The sequence below is a fragment of the Saccharopolyspora sp. NPDC045839 genome, from assembly GCF_056431645.1.
This window is the reverse complement of record NZ_JBWKKH010000017.1, coordinates 22,023-40,166: the sequence shown is the minus strand read 5'-3', so window position 1 is coordinate 40,166 and position 18,144 is coordinate 22,023. Positions and strand designations below refer to the sequence as shown.

Below are 18,144 nucleotides of genomic sequence, written 5' to 3'. Positions count from 1 at the left end.
GCTCCGGATGGCTACCGCGACCCGGAGCGCGCGCGGTGACCGTCGTCGAGCGCAGTCGGCTGCCAGGCGCGGGCGAGTTGGTCGCGTAGCAGCGCCTCAGGGCTGTCGTCGTCGCCGTTGAGCCGGTCGTCGAGCCGGATGACAGTGTCGCAACGGGCGAGCACGAGCCCTCTGGCGACGACGTCCTCGCCGTACCCCGCTTGCTCGGCGATGCGGGCGGCGGCAGGTGCACCGACCGAGATGACGAGACCCGCGACATCCGTTGCCGGATCGCCTGTTCCGGCATCCGTCCAGTCCAGCACGCCGGAAATCGCGCCGGATTCGTCGACGAGCAGGTGCTCACCCTTCAAATCGGCGTGCAGCAGGACCTGCGCCTGCGGCGGGCCTACCAGAAGAGCCAGCCGCTCCGGGGCGTAATCCGCCCGCAGGTGGTCCTGCGCCGCGAGCCGGTCGGCGGCTTCCCCCGCTTCGCGCACCAGCTCGGGGAAATCCCGCTCGGTAGCGGTCGGGACGCCCAGCCCGGCGGCGCTGGCGATGGGCACCGCCCGCAGCCCGGACAGCATCACCGCCAGGTCCCGTTCGCCCGCCGCGGACACCGGCCGCACCTCCGCGGAAGTTCCGGGCAGGCGTTCGTCCACTGTGAACGTCAGGCCGGGTGCCCATTCGCCGGCGGCCGCCGAGCGGGGCAGTGCCACGCCGATCCGGTCGCGGAGCAGGTCGCGGACCGCGAGCTCACGGCGTTGCCGGATCGCCGATTCGGCATCCGCGGCGAACCGCGCCACGTGCCACTCGCCGATCCACCACGAAAGGTGCTCGCCGCCCTCGTCGATCGGGCGCACCGCGAGCGGGCCCGGCAGCGCCAACGCATCCGCGACAAGCGCGGCCACCTGCCGCGCGGTCAAGTCGGTCATGCCGGCGATCCTCCCGCTCAGCCCTCGGAGTTCTGCGCCAGGTAGGTCTCGCGGGTGTGCTCGGTGTGCTCGCGCATCAGCCGGGCCGCCCGGTCGGCCTCGCCCTTGCTGATCGCGTCGATCAGGGCCGAGTGCTCGTCCCAGGACTTCTTGCCCCGGGACTTGGCCACCGGGGTGTGGTACCAGCGGACCCGGCGCGCCACCTGGGCCGCGATCTCCTTGAGGATCTTGTTGCCGGACATCTCGGTGATCAGGGCGTGCAGCTCGGCGTTGGCCGCGACCACCTCGTCGATGTCGTCGGCCTTGAGGGCCTGGACGCCGCGCTTGTGGACCTGCTTGAGGCCGGCCACGCCCTCCTTGGTCGAGTTCAGCGCCGCCAGCCGGGCGGACTCGGCCTCCAGCAGCGTGCGGACGCTCAGCAGCTGGTCGGCCTCGTCCGGGGTGGGGCTGTGCACGAACGCGCCGTAGCCCGGCCGCAGGTCGACCCATTCGTCCTTCTTCAGCCATTGCAGCGCTTCGCGCACCGGCTGCCGGGAAACGCCGAGCAGCTCGGCGAGTTCCTTCTCGACCAGGTGCTGGCCGGGCTTGAGCTCGCCGGTGATGATGAGTTCCAGGATGGCTTCGTAGACGGTTTCCCGGAGCGGGACGGGGCGCGCGACCTGGCGCGCGGCGATGCCCTGCGAAAGTTTCGAGGTCAGCGACATGCGGTCAACTCCGGGGCTGGGCCAGGTCCGCCCGGCGGTCCTGGTCGGTCGGTGCGCTTGCGGTCGGCGGCGGGCGTTTTGCCCGATGGCTTTAGCATACAGTATGCGTCGCTCCGAACCCGCGGCGACGCCCCGCCTGACGTGATCGTCCACATGGGACGGAGCGCTGGGCCGATCGGATGGAACGGCCTGGTGCTGCTGGACATGGCGTGCGCGGCGGGGCTAGAACGACTGGTGCTGGGCCCGACAACGGCCTGCGGGGGACCAGCGATCCTCCCAGCCGGAGGCGCTCATGCACGTGCCTGCGTTGTTGTGGTTCGCGACGGCGGGAATCCTGCTCGCGCTCGTAGCCCGCGATCTGGCCTCGGGCTGGCGGGCGCGGCCCGAACCGTCGCCGCGCGATGACGCGCTCGCCGTCGGCGGCTACCTCCTGCTCGCCGCGCTGTTCGGCGCTGCGGTGCTCGCCGTCGGCGATGTCCCGAGCGCCGGGGCGTTCTTCTCCGGGTGGGGCAGTTCGCTGGCGGTGACGGTCGACGCGCTGGTGGTGTTCGTGCTGATCACCAGCGGAGCGCGGGATCGGCACCGAGTCGTGGTCCTCGGCGTGGCCGCTTCCGTGCTGGCCCGGTGCGGGCTGATCGCGTTCGGCATCCCGAGCGCCTCCGCCATCGCCTGGATCTCCGCGCTGTTCGGCGCCTGCGTGCTCGCGGCCGCGTGGCCGGTCTTCCGCCACGACGACGCGGCGACGCTCCCGGCCGTGCTGGGCAGGCCCGGGGCCGCACCGGCCGCGGCGGTGCTGGCGGCCGCGGTTCTCGCACTGTTCTCGGTGTCGGCGGCGGTGACCGGCGGGGCGTACCTGGCGTTCTGCGCCGCCATGTTCTCCTTGCTCGGCTTCCACCGGCTGTTCCGCCTGGTCGCCGGCCTGGTCGACCGGATCCCGGACGCCTCGGCCGGGCTCGCGGTGGTGCTGGTGTTCATCGGCGCGAAGTCGGTGCTGGCCGGGGTGACCGGAACCGCGCCGGACGCGCAGGTGACGGTGCTGACGCTCGGGATGATCGCCGTGGTCGCCGCGCTGAGCGCGATCACCGCGGCGCGCGCACCCTCGCCCTGACCCGGAATTCGCGCGGGCCGCCCGGCGTTCTGGAAGAACCACGAGATTCCGGTTGGAGGCCCGCGATGGCTTCGGAGGATCGGTTCGACGAACTGGACGCCTACTCACGGACGGTGGCGGCCGTCGCGGCGGCGATCACGCCCAGCGTGGCGAGCCTGCACTCGTCCGGCGAATGGGGCGAGGCCGCCGGATCGGCGGTGGTGTTCACCGCCGACGGCTTCATGCTGACCAACGCGCACGTCATCGGCCGGGCCGGCGGCGGCACCGCGCGCTTCGCCGACGGCACCAGCGCCCCGTTCACCGTCGTCGGCACGGATCCGCTCTCCGACCTGGCCGTGGTCCGGGCGGCCGGGGAAACGCCGCCGCCGGTCCGGCTCGGCGACAGCGACCGGCTGGTGGTCGGGCAGCTCGTCGTCGCCGTGGGCAATCCGCTCGGGCTGGCCGGATCGGTCACCGCCGGCGTGGTCAGCGGGCTGGGCCGGTCGCTGCCCGTGCGCAGCGGGAACGCGGCCCGGATCATCGAGGACGTGATCCAGACCGACGCCGCCCTCAACCCCGGTAACTCCGGTGGCGCACTGGCGGACGCGCGGGGCGTGGTGGTGGGCGTGAGCACCGCGGTCGCCGGGGTCGGCCTGGGCCTGGCGATCCCGATCAACGCCACCACCCGGCGCATCGTCGACTCGCTGGTCCGGGACGGCCGGGTCCGCCGCGCCTTCCTGGGCCTGGTGACCATCCCGGCGCCGCTGCCGGACGACCTGGCCGAACGCACCGGGCAGAACACCGGGCTGCGGGTCGTCGACGTGGTGCGGCAGAGCCCGGCGGCCCGGGCCGGACTGCACCGCGGCGACCTGGTGCTGACCGCGGGTGGCAGCCCGGTGCGCGACGCGCAGGGCCTGCAGCGGCTGATGTTCGCGGAGGCCATCGGCCGGCCGCTGCAGATCACGGTCACCCGCAACGGCGCGCTGGTCGACGTGATCACCGAACCCGTGGAACTCCGGGACGGCCGGAGCCAGGCGGGCGGAGGGGGTCCGGCGGCATAGAGTCGGATGGTGCTCTCCGGATCCATCCCGGTCACGCCGGCGCTCGGCGTGGCAATCGCGTTGCTACTGGTCACCGCCGCGGCGGTCGCCGGCCTAGGCGGGCTGGCGCGATACCGCGACGTGCTGTTCGCCGGCCTGCGCGGCGCCGTGCAGCTGCTCGTCGTATCGCTGCTGATCGCCTACATCGTCCGGTGGACCGCCCTGGCGGCGCTGTTCATCGTGCTGATGTTCGCGATCGCCGCGCACACCGCCGGGCGGCGGATCACCGGCGACCGCACGTGGCTGTGGGCGGCGCTGCCGATCGCCGCCGGCGTCGCCCCGGCGGTGCTGCTGCTCGTCGTAACCGGCGCGGTCCCGCTGACCGGGCTGGTGCTGATCCCGCTGGTGGGGCAGCTGATCGGCGGCGCGCTGGTGGCGACCGCGCTGGCCGGGCGGCGGCTGCTGGACGAGCTGCAGCAGCGGCGCGGCGAGGTGGAGGCCGCGCTGGCACTGGGGCTGATGGGCCGCGCGGCGCGGCTGGAGATCGCCCGGCCGGTGGCCGGCGGCGCCCTGGTGCCCGCGCTGGACCAGACCCGCACCGTGGGCACCGTGACGCTGCCGGGCGCGTTCGTCGGGATGCTGCTCGGCGGCGCGAGTCCCGTCCAGGCCGGGATCGTCCAGCTGTACGTGCTGGTGGCGCTGCTGGCGGTGGAGTCGGTGGCGATCCTGGTCGTGCTGGAGATCGTCGCGCGCGGCCTGCTGACGCGCACCGGAGCGCGCCTATTCTTCCGGGTATGACGGACTCCCGGCGATGGCCCCTGCACGGCCGGGCCGCCGATGCGGCGCTCGCGCTGGTGGTCGCGGCGATGGTCGTGGGTTCCGGGCTGCTGCGGTTCCCCACCACGTTCGCCGACTTCCACCTGCTGGACGGCCTGCTGATCGCCGCCGCCTGCGCCGCCCTGCTCCGCCGCCGCCGGTTCCCGGTGCCGGTCGCGCTGTTCACGCTGGTGGCGTGCGGTTTCTACTACCCGCTGAGCACCTTCGACGGGCCGCTGGTGCTGGCGTTCGCGGTCGCGCTGTTCACGGTGGCGGCGGAGGGACGCACCGCGGTGGCGGCGGTCCTCGCCGTCGCGGCGATGCTCCTGGTCGGCTACGGCGAGGTGGGCTCCGGCCGGCGGCACCTCGACAACACTTCGACGTACCTGCTGGCCGGGTGGCTGGTCGCGGCGGTCGCGATCGGCGGCCTGGTCCGCAACCGCCGCGCCTACCTGCGCGAGGCCGAGCAGCGGATGCTGGCCGCCGAGCGGGAGAGGGACGAGGAAGCGCGCCGGCACGCCAGCGACGAGCGGTTGCGGATCGCGCGGGAGCTGCACGACGTGCTCGGCCACCACATCTCGCTGATCAACGTGCAGGCCGGGGCCGCGCTGCACCGCCTCGACGCCGATCCGGGCCAGGCGGAACCGGCGCTGGTGTCCATCAAGCAGGCCAGCAAGGACGCGCTGCGCGACCTGCGGGCCACGCTCGGCGTGCTGCGCCAGGTCGACGAGGCGGCACCGACCGCGCCCGCCCCGAGCCTGGCCCGGATCGACGCGCTGGTCGAGCAGGCCGGGGTCGCCGGGCTGGCGGTGCGCACCGAACTCGCCGGGCCGGTCCGGCCGCTGCCGCCGGAGGTCGACCTCGCCGGCTACCGGATCGTGCAGGAGGCGCTGACGAACGTGACCCGACACGCCGACGCGCGCACCGCTTGCGTGCGGATCCGGTATTCCGATCATGATGTGCGCGTGGAGATCGACGACGACGGAGCCGGCACAGCGGGCCGGAACACCGACCGGGGCAACGGGATCCGGGGGATGGAAGAACGCGCGCAGGCGCTCGGCGGGGAATTCTCGGCCGGGCAGCGCTCGTCCGGCGGCTTCCGGGTGCACGCTCGCCTGCCTTGGAGGACTGCCAGGTGATCCGGGTGCTGCTGGCCGACGACCAGACGCTGGTGCGCGCCGGTTTCCGGTCGATCCTGGGCAGCGAGGACGACATCGAGATCGCGGCGGAGGCGCCGGACGGTGCCGAGGCGGTGCGCCGAGCCGCGGAGCTGCGGCCCGACGTGGTGCTGATGGACATCCGGATGCCGGACCTGGACGGGCTGGAGGCGACCCGCCGGATCGCCGCCGACCCGAAGCTGGCGGCGGTGAAGGTGATCATCCTGACCACCTTCGACCTGGACGACTACGTCTACGCCGCGCTGCGCGCCGGGGCCAGCGGTTTCCTGGTCAAGGACACCGAGCCGACCGAGCTGATCCACGCGGTGCGGGTGGTGGCCCGCGGCGACGCGCTGCTCGCCCCGGCCATCACCCGGCGGCTGATCGCGGAGTTCGCCGACCGCGCCGACCGGCCGGCGCCGCACCCCCGGCTGAACTCGCTCACCGACCGGGAGCGCGAGGTGCTGGCGCTGGTGGCGCGCGGCCTGTCCAACGACGAGATCGCCGGGCGGCTGGTGCTCAGCCCGGCAACGGCGAAGACGCACGTGAGCCGGATCATGAGCAAGCTCGCCGCGCGCGACCGGGCGCAGCTGGTGGTCTTCGCCTACGAATCCGCGTTGATCACGCCGGGCTGGCTGGAGTAGCGCAACTCCAGGCGTAAGGGATCGCCCCTAGGGCGCAACCGCGGCGGTAGCCGAAGTGCCCGCCCCGGGCTGACGACCCGGGGTGCACCTCGCCGCCAGTGTTGTCGGCGTGAATCCCGAGACCCTCGACCTGGCGCGCCTGCAGTTCGCCCTGACCGCAGGCGGCCACTTCCTGTTCGTCGCCCTGACCATCGGACTGGCGACGCTGGTGGCGTGCATCCAGACCAGGGCGACGCTGTCCCGGAATCCGGTGCACCAGCGGATGACCCGGTTCTGGGGCCAGCTGTACGTGATCAACTACGCCGTCGGCATCGTCACCGGGCTGGTGATGGAGTTCCAGTTCGGTCTGGCCTGGAGCGGGCTGACGCACCGGGCCGGCAACGTCTTCGGCGCGTCGCTGGCGATGGAGACGCTGGTCGCGTTCTTCGTCGAGTCGACGTTCCTCGGGCTGTGGATCTTCGGCTGGGGCCGGCTGAACCGCTGGGTGCACCTCGGGTTGATCTGGGGCGTCACGATCACCGCGTACGCCTCGGCTTACTGGATCATGGTCTCCAACGGATTCCTGCAGAACCCGGTGGGCTACGAGCGGGTCGGCGACGAGCTGCGGCTGACCGATTCCTGGGCCGTGCTGACGAACCCGGCGTCGATCGCGGCGTTCTGGCACATCCTGGGCGGAGCGCTCGTCACGGCAGGCTTCTTCGTCGCCGGGATCAGCGCCTACCGCCTGTTCCGCCGCGACCCGGAGGCGGACCTGTTCACCAAGTCGCTGCGGATCGGGGTGTTCACCGCGCTTCCGGCGTTGTTCGCGACCGCGACCGCGGGCGGGATCCAGTTCGACGTGCTCGGTGACCACCAGCCGATGAAGCTCGCGGTGTGGGGCGGCCGGGACGCGGAGATCGCCCGGTTGCAGGCGGAGCGGGTCGCTCGCTTCGGTGCCGGTGACTACGTGCCGCCGGAGGGGTGGGTGAGCGCCGGTGGTTCGGTGATGATGGCGGCGTTCGGGTTCATGTTCCTCCTGGTGCTGCCGAGCGCGCTGCTGGCCCTGTTCAGGCCGGTGGTCCTGCGGTTCCGGCTGTGGCATCTGGTGCTGGTGGCGGCGATCCCGCTGCCCTACATCGCGATGCTCGCCGGCTGGGTGTTCCGCGAGATGGGCCGCCAGCCGTGGGTGATCAACGGCGTCCTGCTCACCCGGGACGCGGTCTCCGACGTGTCACCGGCGGCGATGCGGGCATCGCTGGTGGCCTTCACCGTCCTCTTCGGACTCCTGCTGGTGGTGAACTGGGTGCTGCTGCTGCGCCAGGCCGGTCGCGCGCCCGGCCAGGTCGCCCTGGGCCGCCCGGAGGACGGAACCTGCCCGACCCCGATCACCGCGTCGCTGTGAGGAGACCGCTCGTGGAACTGCTGGCCGTCGTGGCGTTGGGCGTTTTCGCCCTCGGCTACTTCTTGTTGGGCGGTGCGGACATCGGGGTGGGCATGCTGCTGCCGGTGCTGGGCCGGGACGCGGCGCAACGCCGCCTGGTGATCGCCGCCATCGCCCCGTTCTTCCTCGGCAACGAGGTCTGGCTGGTGGCCACCGCCGGCGTCCTCGTCGGCAATTTCCCCGAACTGGAAGGAGAACTGCTCAGCGGCCTGTTCCCGGCGGTGGTGCTGCTGCTGTGCGGCTGGATCCTGCGCGACATGGGGCTGTGGCTGCGCGGCCGGGCGGATGCCCGGGCCTGGTGGGCGATCTGCGACGCGACGATCACCGGCGGCAGCTGGGCGGTCGCGCTCAGCTGGGGCTGGATGTTCGCGGGCTTGCTGGCGGGCCAGATCCACGCCGTGGCCACCGGGCCCGGCGCGGTGCTGGCGGCGGTCGCGATCGCGGCGGTGTTCGCGGTGCACGGGCTGGCCTTCGCCGCGCTTCGGCTGTCCGGGCCGCTGCACCGGCGGGCGAGGGCGTTGTTCGGGCGCGGCGACGAGCGGCGGGCGTTCGCACTGACGTCGGCGGCGATGGTGGTGCTGTGCCTGGCGGTGGGAATCCGGCTACCGCTGCTGGACAACGCCGCCGATCCCGGCACGCTGGGCCTGCTGCTCCCGGCGATGCTGGTGATCACGCCGCTGCTGATCGCCGCGCAGGCCTACTCGTGGTGGGTGTGCCGGGGCCGGGTGGAAAGGCCGTCGTACCTGTGAACAAGCGACTGCTGGGCCTGCTGCCCCGACCCGTCCTGATCGCCTTGGCGTGCCTGGCGCTGGCGCAAGGCGCGCTGATCATCGCGCAAGCCGGCCTGCTGGCCCGCGCCATCGCCCGGCTCGAGCCCGGCTACCTGCCGTGGCTGGCGGGCGCGGTCGCGCTGCGAGCCTGCGCCGCGTGGGCCGGTGGTGCGCTGATCCAGCGCGCCGCGGCGGGCGCGAAGGCGGCGGTGCGCCGCGACTTGTTGGCCCGCGCGGGCTCGCAGCGGTCGAGCGGATCGTTCACCACGCTCGTCACCAGAGGGCTCGACGCAGTGGAGCCCCTGCTCACCGGCGTGGTCCCGCAATTGGTGGTGGCGGCGTCGGTGCCGCCGCTGGTGCTGGTGCGGCTGGGCTTCGCGGACTGGTCCTCGGCGCTGATCGTCGCCGCGACCATGCCGCTGATCCCGTTGTTCGGCGCGGTGATCGGGCTGCGCACCCGCGACGTCACCCGGCACCAGTGGGCGCACCTCCGGCGGTTGGGCGGGCACTTCCGGGACGTCCTGGCCGGGCTGACCACCCTGCGGGTCTTCCGGCGGGCCGAGCACCAGGCGGCGGTGATCGGGCGGATGGCCGACGAGCACCGCCGGGCGACGATGGGCGCGCTGCGCGTGGCGTTCCTGTCCGGCTTCGTGCTGGAAGTCGTGTGCTCGCTGGCGATCGCGCTGGTGGCGGTGCCGATCGGCCTGCGCCTGCTCGCCGGCGGCCTCCACCTCGACACCGCCCTGCTGGTGCTGCTGCTGACGCCGGAGGCACTGATCCCGCTGCGCGCGCTGGGCACCAGGTTCCACGCCGGGGCCGAGGGGATGGCCGTGGTCGAGGAGGCGTTCGAGATCCTCGACCGCCCAACGGGCGAGCCGGCCGGCCGGCGCCGCGCGACGGCGGGCGAGATCAGGTTCGACGAGGTGACGGTCCGCTTTCCCGGCCAGGAAACCCCGGTGCTGGACCGGGTTTCGTTCGTGGTCCGCCCGGGGGAGCGGGTCGCGCTGGTCGGCCCCAGCGGCGCGGGCAAGTCCACGGTGCTCCACCTGCTGCTGGGCTTCGTGGCGCCGGAGAGCGGGCGGATCCTCGTCGACGGCGTCGACCTGCGGGATCTCGACATCGACCGGTGGCGACGCCGGGTGGCATGGGTGCCGCAGCACCCGCACCTGTTCGCCGCGACCGTGGCCGACAACATCCGCCTCGGCGCACCGGAGGCATCGATGGAGCAGGTGCGCGCGGCGGCCCGCGCCGCGCACGCCGCGGAGTTCGTCGAACGGCGACCGGAGGGCTACCGGTCCCGGCTGGGCGAGCGCGGGGCGGACCTGTCGGCGGGGCAGCGGCAACGCATCGCCGTTGCCCGCGCCTACCTGAAGGACGCGCCGATCGTGCTGCTGGACGAGCCCACGGCACGGCTGGACTTGCACAGCGAATCGGCCTTGGCGGCGTCGGCGGCGTCGGTGCTCAGCGGCCGCACGGCCATCGTGGTCGCGCACCGCCCCGCCCTGCTCGCGACTGCTGACCGGGTCATCCGGATTCGCGGCGGCGTCGTCGAATCCCCGGCGGAGGTGGCGGCGTGATCGCGATGCTGCGGCTCTTCCGCGCGCCGCGGCTGTTCGCCGCGGTGGCGTGCGGGATGGTCGCCGAACTGAGCGCCGTGGGCCTGATGGCGTTGGCGGCCTGGCTGATCACCCGCGCCGCGGAGCAGCCCGCGCTGTCCGCGCTGGGCCTGGCGATCGTCGGCGTCCGCGCCTGCGCGCTGGCGCGCGGCACGTTCCGCTATCTGGAGCGGCTCGCCGGGCACGACGCCGCGCTGCGAGTGGTCGCCGAGCTCCGGCCGAAGGTGTTCCGGTCGAGGCTCGGGCGACCGCCGTTGCGCGATGGCGACGCGCTGGCGCGCCTGATCGCCGACGTGGACAGCGTGCAGGAGTTGCTGCTGCGCTGCCTGTCACCGGTGGCGATAGCGCTCGTCGTGGGCGCCTCGTCGGCGCTGGTGTGCCTCGCGGTCGCCCCGGCGGCCGGGTCGGTGCTGGTCGCGGGCCTGCTGCTGGCCGGTGTGGTGGTGCCGCTGCTCGCGGTGCCGATGGCGGGCAGGAATCTGGCCGCCGCAGCGGAGGATCGTGCGCTGCTCGCGGTGGCCAGCGCGGACCTCGTCGACGGCGCAAGGGAATTGGCCGCGTTCAACGCCACCGCCGGGGCGACGGCCCGAGCAGGGGAGCACACCGCGCGGATCGTCCGCCGAGAGCGGGCTTCCGCCCATGCGGCCGGCTTTCTGACCGCGGCCGGGATCGCGGTCCAGGGCCTGACCGCGGTGGGCGCGACGTGGCTCGCGCTGCTCGACGGCCACCAGCAGGTCACGGCCGCGGTGGTGGGATTCCTGGCGGTGGCGGCATTCGAGCCGGTTCTGCCGCTCATCGAAGCCGCCCGCAAGTACGCCGAACACCGTCCGGCGTTGCGGCGGGTCGCCGAGCTGGTGACCGTCGCGCCGAAGCCGGACCCGCAGGCGAACGCGGGAAGGCTCGCCCTCCACGACGTGTCGGTGCACTACGCGGCTCCGGCGCTGCGCGGCATCGACCTGGTCATCGCGCCCGGCCGGACGGTCGCGATCGTCGGCGCCAGCGGGGCGGGCAAGAGCACCGCGCTCGGCGTCATGGCCGGGCTGGTCGAGCCGTCGACCGGGCGGGTCGAGCACCCGGAAACCCGTGCGGTGACCCAGGACGCGCACGTCTTCGACACCACCATCCGGGAGAACCTGCGGCTGGCCGCGCCGGATGCCACCGATGAGCAGCTGGCGCACGCCTCGGCGCAGGCCGGGCTGCTCGGCTGGATACGCGGCCTGCCTGCGGGGTTCGACACGCTCGTCGGCGAGAGCGGCCAGGACATCTCGGGCGGCCAACGGCAGCGCCTGCTGCTGGCCCGGGCACTGCTGGCCGACCCGCCCGTGCTGCTCCTGGACGAACCGGGCGAATCCCTGGAGACCGGCCTGGCCGACGAACTGCTCGCCGGTGTCCTGCGCGCGCGATCCGGCCGCACGACGGTCGTCGTCACGCACCGGCTGGCCTGCCTACCGGAGTTCGACGAGGTGCTCGTCCTGGATCGCGGCCGGATCGTGCAACGCGGCCCGCACGACGAACTGGTGGCGGTCCCCGGCCCCTACCTCGATCTCTGGGAGGCGGAGCTGCTCGTCGCCGCCCGGTGATCGTTTGGTTGAAACGTTGACTGAATCGCCGCCGCGGCGCAGGATGATCGTTCACCGGACGCCGGGAAGAGGGGTGCAGCCGCGTTGACCCAGCAACGTCCAGCGGGCTTCTTCGCCGACCGCACGTTCGGCGGGCTCGCCGAAGCACTGCGCGCCGGCGAGGTGACCGCGGCCGAACTGGCCCGGGCCGCCTTGGCGTCCATCGGAGAGCTCGACCGCGAGCTCAACGCCTTCGTGACCGTCGACCGCGACGGCGCGCTGAAGGCCGCCGAGAAGGCCGACGCCGAGCTGGCCGAAGGCGTCGACCGGGGGCCGCTGCACGGGATCCCGGTGGCGGTGAAGGACATCATCGACGTCGTCGACCTGCCCACGACCATGGGATCGGCGCACTTCGCGGCGAACGTGTCCACATCGGACGCCGAGTGCGTGCAGCGGCTGCGCGACGGCGGCGCGGTGCTGGTCGGCAAGACCACGACGCACGAGTTCGCGTTCGGGGCCAGCGGTGACAGCTCGCATCACGGGCCGTCCCGCAACCCGCACGACCCGAGCCGGGTCACGGGCGGGTCCAGCGGCGGCAGCGGGGCCGCGGTCGCGGCCGGGATGGTGCCGCTGGCGCTGGGCACCGACACCGGCGGCTCGGTGCGCATCCCGGCGGCGATGTGCGGGGTGGTGGGCTTCAAACCGGCGTTCAACGCGATCCCGACCGGCGGCGTGTTCCCGCTGTCGCAGTCGCTGGACCACGTCGGCGTGCTGGCCAGGACCGCGCACGACTGCCGGACCGGCTACCGGGTGCTGGCCGGGCTGCGCAACACCGTCAGCCGCGAAGCGGGGGAGACCGCGAGCATCGGCTGGATCGACCCGGACACGCTGCACCCGACCGATCCGGAAGTCGCGCGGACCGCCCGCGCCGCCCTGGACCTCGACGGCCTCGAGGTGCGCGACGTCGAGCTGTGCGACCCGGTCGTCCTGCACAAGGCCTTCGCGGGCATCCAGTACAGCGAGGCGTACGCGATCCACGCCGAGCGCGTGGCGCAGAACCCGCAGCTGTTCACGCCGGACGTCCTGGAACGGCTGGAAGAAGCCGCGAAGACGGCGGGCTGGCAGCACGTGCGGGCGGTCGCGGCCCGCGACCGGTGGCGTGCCGAGATCGACGTCCTGCTCACCCACGTCGACCTGCTGGCGCTGCCGACGACCTGCGTCGTCGCGCCCGCCATCGGTCAGCGCGAAATCGAGATCGACGGCGCCGCCGAGACGGTCCGCGGCGCCCTGGTGTCGCTGACCAAGACGTGGAACGTGGCGGGCATCCCGGCGGTCTCGGTCCCGGCCGGCACCATCGGCGGCCTCCCGGTCGGCGTCCAGCTGGCCTGCCGGCCCGGGCACGAAGACCTGCTGCTGGCCGTCGCGGCCAGGATCACCGACGCCGCACGCTGACCGCCAGGCGCGGCTTCGCGAGGACCGGCTGACCGTCGATCTCTCGCGAAACCGGCGCCGGCCGGTCAGCCCTGCACGGCGGTCGCGACGGCCTTGCCGAGGTCCTCGGTGGTGGCCTTGCCGCCGAGGTCCGGGGTGCGCGGCGCCGACGCGTCGGTCAGGACCTGCTCGATCGCGCGGACCACGTCGGCCCCGGCCTCCGGCAGGCCGAGGTGGTCCAGCATCATCGCCGCGGACCAGATCTGGCCGATCGGGTTGGCGATGCCCCGGCCCGCGATGTCCGGCGCCGAGCCGTGCACCGGCTCGAACGTCGACGGGTAGTCGCGCTCCGGGTTGATGTTGCCCGACGGCGCGACCCCGATCGTGCCGGTCACGCCGGGCCCGAGGTCGGAGAGGATGTCGCCGAAGAGGTTGCTGGCGACGACCACGTCGAAGCGCTCCGGCGTCATCACGAACCGCGCGCACAGGATGTCGATGTGGTCCTGGTCGACGGTGATGTCCGGGTACTCGGCGGAGATGGCCGCGAACCGCTCGTCCCAGTACGGCATCGAGTAGTAGATGCCGTTGGACTTCGTCGCCGAGGTGACGTGCGGCTTGCCGAGCTTGCGGGCCAGTTCGAAGGCGTAGCGCATGATGCGGTCGGTGCCGCGCCTGGTGAACGCGGCGGTCTGCAGCACCATCTCGTTCGGGGTGCCCTCGCCCTGCCGCCCGCCGAGCTGCGAGTACTCGCCCTCGGTGTTCTCCCGGACCACCCAGAAGTCGATGTCGCCGGGCTCCTTGTCGCGCACCGGCGGCGTCACGCCCGGCAGCAGCCGCACCGGGCGCAGGTTGACGTACTGGTCGAACTCGCGGCGGATCGGCAGCAGCAGCCCCCACAGCGAGATGTGGTCGGGCACGCCGGGCCAGCCGACCGCGCCGAGCAGGATCGAGTCGTGGTCGCGCAGCCGGTCCAGCCCGTCGGCGGGCATCATGCGGCCGGTGCTGCGGTAGGTCTCGCAGCTCCAGTCGAAGTGCCGGAAGCCGAACCGCACCCCGTACTTCGCGCCGATCACCTCGAGCACCCGCAACGCTTCCGGCATGACCTCGTTGCCGATCCCGTCACCGGGCAGGACCGCCACTTCGTACTGCTGCAATCTGCACCTCGCGCCTCTCGGAGAACCGTTCCGGTCGCCATCTAACGCCGCGGGCCGCCCGCGGCCAAGACCCCGGGGCGAATCGCCGGTGGCGCTCCGGCCCGGCAGCGGCTACCAAGGACGGCGTGGATGCGACACGGGCATTGCGCGAAATCGCGTTCTGGCTGGAGCGCGAGGGCGCGCCGACCTACCGGGTGCGGGCGTTCCGGCGCGCCGCCGCGGTCGTCGACGACCTCCCGGACCTGGACCAGCGGGTGGCGTCCGGGCGGCTGACCGCGCTGGAGGGCATCGGCAAGACCACCGCCGCCGTCATCGAGGCCGCACACCGCGGCGAGATCCCGGACTACCTGGCGCGCCTGCGGTCCGAAGTGGACGTTCCCGAGCACGGGCGGCGGCTGCGCGCGGCGCTGCGCGGCGACTGTCACACCCATTCCGACTGGTCCGACGGCGGCAGCCCGATCGCCGAGATGGCCATCACCGCCCGGGAGCTCGGGCACGAGTGGATGGTGCTCACCGACCACTCGCCCCGGCTGACCGTGGCCCGCGGCCTGTCCGCCGACCGGCTGCGCCAGCAGCTGGAGGTGGTCGCGGGGCTCAACGAGCGCCTCGCGCCGTTCCGCATCCTCACCGGCATCGAGGTCGACATCCTGTCGGCCGGCGAGCTGGACCAGGACGAGGACCTGCTCGCCGAGCTGGACGTCGTGGTGGCCAGCGTGCACTCCGACCTGCGGATGGCCGCGCCGGCCATGACGCGGCGGATGTGCGCGGCGGTGGCGAACCCGCACGTGGACGTGCTGGGCCACTGCACCGGGCGGCTGATCGGCGACCGGAAGCGGCCGCAGTCCACTTTCGACGCGGTGGCGGTGTTCGAGGCGTGCCGGGACAACGGCGTCGCGGTCGAGATCAACTCCCGGCCGGACCGGCTGGACCCGCCGCGCGAGCTGATCCGGCTCGCCCGCGACATCGGCTGCGCGTTCAGCATCGACTCCGACGCGCACGCCCCGGGCCAGCTGGACTGGCTGGCCTACGGATGCGCGCGGGCCGAGGAGTGCGAGGTGCCCACCGACCGCGTGATCAACGCGCTCCCGGCCGAGGACCTGCTGGCCCGGCGGTGAGCCGAGCGCACCAGCGATCCCCGCCGGATCGCTCCGCCGCTGATCACGCATTGTATTTGAATGTTCAAATACATTCCGGGTATGCTGACCAGGTGACCGAGACCCGATGGCTGACCGACACCCAGCAGTGCGCCTGGCGGAAGTTCGCCGCCCTGATGACCGTCGTCCCGGCCGCGCTGGACAACCAGCTGCAACGGGACGCCGGCCTGACCCACTTCGGCTACTGGGTGCTGGCGATGCTCAGCGAGCACCCGGAACGCGCGCTGCGGATGAGCGAACTCGCGGCCCGGTCCAACGCCTCGCCGTCCCGGGTGTCGCACGTGGTCGCCCGCCTGGAGCAGCAGGGCTGGGTGCGGCGGCAGCGCGCGTGCTCCGACGGTCGCGGCAACGTCGCGGAGCTCACCGAAGCCGGCTACGGGAAGCTCGTCGCCTCGGCCCCCGGCCACGTGGAGAAGGTCCGCGACCTGATCTTCGACGGCCTCTCCGACGCCCAGGTGCGCCAGCTCGACGAGCTCTGCGCCGCCATGCTCGCGCACCTGGACCCCGAGGGGAACCTCACCACCGCGCCGCCGCAGCGGGACTGAACACCCTCACGCCGCCTCGTCGGTGTCGTCCTGCTGCGCGAACTGGGTGCGGTAGAGCTCGGTGTACAGGCCGCCGCGGGCCAGCAGCTCGGCGTGCGTGCCCTGCTCCGCGATGCGCCCGTCGGAGACCACCAGGATCCGGTCCGCTTCCCGGATCGTGGCCAGCCGGTGCGCGATGACCAGCGCCGTTCGCCCGGACAGCGCGGTCTTCAGCGCCTGCTGCACCGCCGCCTCGGATTCCGAGTCCAGGTGCGCGGTCGCCTCGTCCAGCACGACGATCGGCGGCGCCTTCAGCAGCAGCCGCGCGATCGCCAGCCGCTGCTTCTCGCCGCCGGAGAGCCGGTAGCCGCGGTCGCCGACCACCGTGTCCAGCCCGTCCGGCAGCGACGCGACGAGGTGCCCGAGCTGCGCCGTCCGCAGGGCCTCGGTCAGCTCCTCGTCGGTCGCGTCGGGCCGGGCGAAGGTGAGGTTGGCGCGGATCGAGTCGTGGAACAGGTGCGAGTCCTGGGTGACCACGCCGACCGTCGAGTACAGCGAGGCCAGCGTCGCGTCGCGGACGTCCACGCCGCCGATGCGCACCGCTCCGGAATCCGCGTCGTAGAGCCGCCCGGCCAGGTTGGTGATGGTCGTCTTGCCCGCGCCGGAGTGGCCGACCAGTGCGATGGTCTGGCCCGGCGCGGCGCGGAACGAGATGTCGTGCAGCACGTCGTGCGCGGGCGCGTTGTCCTGCCGCGCCACCGATTCCAGCGACGCCAGCGAAACCTCGCTGGACGCCGGGTAGCGGAACGACACCGCGTCGAACTCGACGTCGGCCGCCCCGGCGGGCAGCGGCTTCGCGGTCGGCTTCTCCTGGATCATCGGCCGCAGGTCCAGCACCTCGAAGACGCGGTCGAAGCTGACCAGCGCGGTCATCACGTCGACGTGCACGTTGGACAGCGCGGTCAGCGGCCCGTACAGGCGGCTGAGCAGCGTTGCCAGCGCCACCAGGGTGCCCAGCTCGAAGGCCCCGGTGAGCACCAGCCCGCCGCCGAGCCCGTAGACCACCGCGGTGGCCAGCGACGCCAGCAGCGTCAGCGCGACGAAGAACACCCGGCTGTACATCGCCGACACCACGCCCATGTCGCGCACCCGCGCCGCCCGCCGCGAGAACCGCTCGGACTCCTCGTCGGCGCGACCGTAGAGCTTGGCCAGCATCGCCCCGGCGACGCCGAAGCGCTCGGTCATCAGCGAGCTCATCTCGGCGTCCACCTTCATCTGCTCCCGGGTGACCCGCTGCAGCCGCCGCCCGATCCACCGCACCGGCAGCAGGAACAGCGGCAGCATCGCCAGCGCGATCAGGGTGATCTGCCAGGACAGGGTGAACATGGTGGCCAGCACCAGCACCAGGCTCAGCACGTTGGACACCACCGACGACAGCGTGCTGGTCAGGGCCCGCTGCGCGCCGATGACGTCGTTGTTGAGCCGGCTGACCAGCGCTCCGGTCTGCGCCCGCACGAAGAACGCCACCGGCATCCGCTGCACGTGGTCGAAGACCTCCGAACGCAGGTCGTAGATCAGTCCCTCGCCGAGCCGCGCGGAGTACCAGCGCTGCAGCAGCGACGTCGCGGCCTCCAGGAGCGCGACGCCGGCGACGGCCACCGCCAACCAGACGATCACGCCCATGTTCCGCGGCACGATCCCGTCGTCGATGATGGCCTTGAACAGCAGCGGGTTGACGATGCCGAGCACCGCGGCGAACGCCACCAGCGCCAGGAAGGGCATGATGTCGCGGGTGTAGGGCCGGGCGTAGCGGAAGATGCGCCGGGCCAGCCCGGGCGAGAGACGTTGCCGGGTCACGGATTCGTCACTGGCGAAGGAGCGCATCGTCTCCCATGTCACCGTCATGTTCGCAGTCCTCTTCAAGCGGTCCAACGCGGTCGAGCACCATCCTGAAACTTCGAGTTAAGTCGAAGTCAACGCCGCGGGACGAGCGTCGATTCCCGCGCGGGCGCGTCGGTCGGCGCCGTGCTGGACGGCTATCTTGAACAATGCTTCACGTACGTTACTCTGTGCGCTGGCTCGGACACGGTCCGAACTCGGGAGATTGACCGGCAGGCCGCTGCGTCGGACGGGAGCGACCGCGTGTTGATCAGCACT

Annotated in this window: 16 protein-coding genes; 12 read left to right on the top strand and 4 right to left on the bottom strand. The window is 72.9% G+C overall.

Features of this window, described 5'->3' with window-relative positions; genetic code table 11:
* Positions 1-11: 11 nt before the first annotated feature.
* Together AC07EQ_RS23330 and AC07EQ_RS23325 are read right to left on the bottom strand one after the other, a co-directional pair.
* Positions 12-911, bottom strand: a complete 900-nt coding sequence (locus AC07EQ_RS23330; RefSeq protein WP_478390021.1) for an aminoglycoside phosphotransferase family protein — start codon at positions 909-911, stop codon at positions 12-14.
* A 17-nt stretch (positions 912-928) separates the two neighbouring features.
* Positions 929-1,615 carry a GntR family transcriptional regulator gene (locus AC07EQ_RS23325; protein ID WP_478390020.1) on the bottom strand — a complete coding sequence of 229 codons (687 nt, stop codon included), beginning with the start codon at positions 1,613-1,615 and terminating at the stop codon, positions 929-931.
* A 292-nt stretch (positions 1,616-1,907) separates the two neighbouring features.
* Between AC07EQ_RS23325 and AC07EQ_RS23320 the strand changes: the two genes are divergently transcribed.
* The 10 genes from AC07EQ_RS23320 (at position 1,908) to AC07EQ_RS23275 (ending at position 13,176) form a co-directional block, all read left to right on the top strand.
* A complete protein-coding gene (locus tag AC07EQ_RS23320) occupies positions 1,908-2,723 on the top strand; it encodes a TerC family protein (protein ID WP_478390019.1) in 816 nt (271 codons plus the stop codon).
* 65 nt (positions 2,724-2,788) lie between these two features.
* On the top strand, positions 2,789-3,763 hold the full coding sequence (locus AC07EQ_RS23315; protein ID WP_478390018.1) for a S1C family serine protease: 975 nt from the start codon (positions 2,789-2,791) through the stop codon (positions 3,761-3,763).
* A 9-nt stretch (positions 3,764-3,772) separates the two neighbouring features.
* Entirely contained in the window at positions 3,773-4,540 is a 768-nt protein-coding gene (locus AC07EQ_RS23310) for an ABC transporter permease (protein ID WP_478390017.1), read from the top strand.
* Positions 4,537-5,697 (top strand): sensor histidine kinase, encoded by a 1,161-nt coding sequence (locus tag AC07EQ_RS23305; RefSeq protein WP_478390016.1) that lies wholly within the window; start codon positions 4,537-4,539, stop codon positions 5,695-5,697. Before AC07EQ_RS23310 ends, AC07EQ_RS23305 begins: the two co-directional genes overlap by 4 nt.
* Positions 5,694-6,359, top strand: coding sequence for a response regulator (locus AC07EQ_RS23300; RefSeq protein WP_478390015.1), 666 nt, complete (start codon positions 5,694-5,696; stop codon positions 6,357-6,359). The genes AC07EQ_RS23305 and AC07EQ_RS23300 overlap by 4 nt, the downstream gene beginning before the upstream one ends.
* A gap of 109 nt (positions 6,360-6,468) precedes the next feature.
* The gene (locus tag AC07EQ_RS23295) at positions 6,469-7,740 is read left to right on the top strand and encodes a cytochrome ubiquinol oxidase subunit I (RefSeq protein ID WP_478390014.1); all 1,272 of its coding nucleotides are present in this window, start codon (positions 6,469-6,471) and stop codon (positions 7,738-7,740) included.
* A gap of 11 nt (positions 7,741-7,751) precedes the next feature.
* The gene (locus AC07EQ_RS23290) at positions 7,752-8,528 is read left to right on the top strand and encodes a cytochrome d ubiquinol oxidase subunit II (RefSeq protein ID WP_478390013.1); all 777 of its coding nucleotides are present in this window, start codon (positions 7,752-7,754) and stop codon (positions 8,526-8,528) included.
* Positions 8,525-10,126 carry a thiol reductant ABC exporter subunit CydD gene (gene cydD, locus AC07EQ_RS23285; RefSeq protein WP_478390012.1) on the top strand — a complete coding sequence of 534 codons (1,602 nt, stop codon included), beginning with the start codon at positions 8,525-8,527 and terminating at the stop codon, positions 10,124-10,126. Before AC07EQ_RS23290 ends, cydD begins: the two co-directional genes overlap by 4 nt.
* A 5-nt stretch (positions 10,127-10,131) precedes the next feature.
* Positions 10,132-11,745: a thiol reductant ABC exporter subunit CydC gene (gene cydC / locus AC07EQ_RS23280; RefSeq protein WP_478390134.1), complete on the top strand. Its 1,614-nt coding sequence runs from the start codon at positions 10,132-10,134 to the stop codon at positions 11,743-11,745.
* 84 nt (positions 11,746-11,829) lie between these two features.
* On the top strand, positions 11,830-13,176 hold the full coding sequence (locus AC07EQ_RS23275; RefSeq protein ID WP_478390011.1) for an amidase: 1,347 nt from the start codon (positions 11,830-11,832) through the stop codon (positions 13,174-13,176).
* 65 nt (positions 13,177-13,241) lie between these two features.
* Here AC07EQ_RS23275 and AC07EQ_RS23270 read toward each other — a convergent pair whose 3' ends face one another.
* Entirely contained in the window at positions 13,242-14,309 is a 1,068-nt protein-coding gene (locus tag AC07EQ_RS23270) for a tartrate dehydrogenase (RefSeq protein ID WP_478390010.1), read from the bottom strand.
* Positions 14,310-14,434: 125 nt separating this feature from the next.
* Between AC07EQ_RS23270 and AC07EQ_RS23265 the strand changes: the two genes are divergently transcribed.
* Both AC07EQ_RS23265 and AC07EQ_RS23260 read left to right on the top strand, forming a co-directional pair.
* Positions 14,435-15,424, top strand: coding sequence for a PHP domain-containing protein (locus AC07EQ_RS23265; protein ID WP_478390009.1), 990 nt, complete (start codon positions 14,435-14,437; stop codon positions 15,422-15,424).
* Positions 15,425-15,516: 92 nt separating this feature from the next.
* Complete coding sequence (locus AC07EQ_RS23260; RefSeq protein WP_478390008.1) at positions 15,517-16,008, top strand: MarR family winged helix-turn-helix transcriptional regulator; 492 nt, start codon at positions 15,517-15,519, stop codon at positions 16,006-16,008.
* A 6-nt stretch (positions 16,009-16,014) separates the two neighbouring features.
* On the opposite strand, the gene AC07EQ_RS23255 is transcribed toward AC07EQ_RS23260, so the two are convergent.
* Positions 16,015-17,892: an ABC transporter ATP-binding protein gene (locus AC07EQ_RS23255; protein ID WP_478390007.1), complete on the bottom strand. Its 1,878-nt coding sequence runs from the start codon at positions 17,890-17,892 to the stop codon at positions 16,015-16,017.
* Positions 17,893-18,144: the final 252 nt, after the last annotated feature.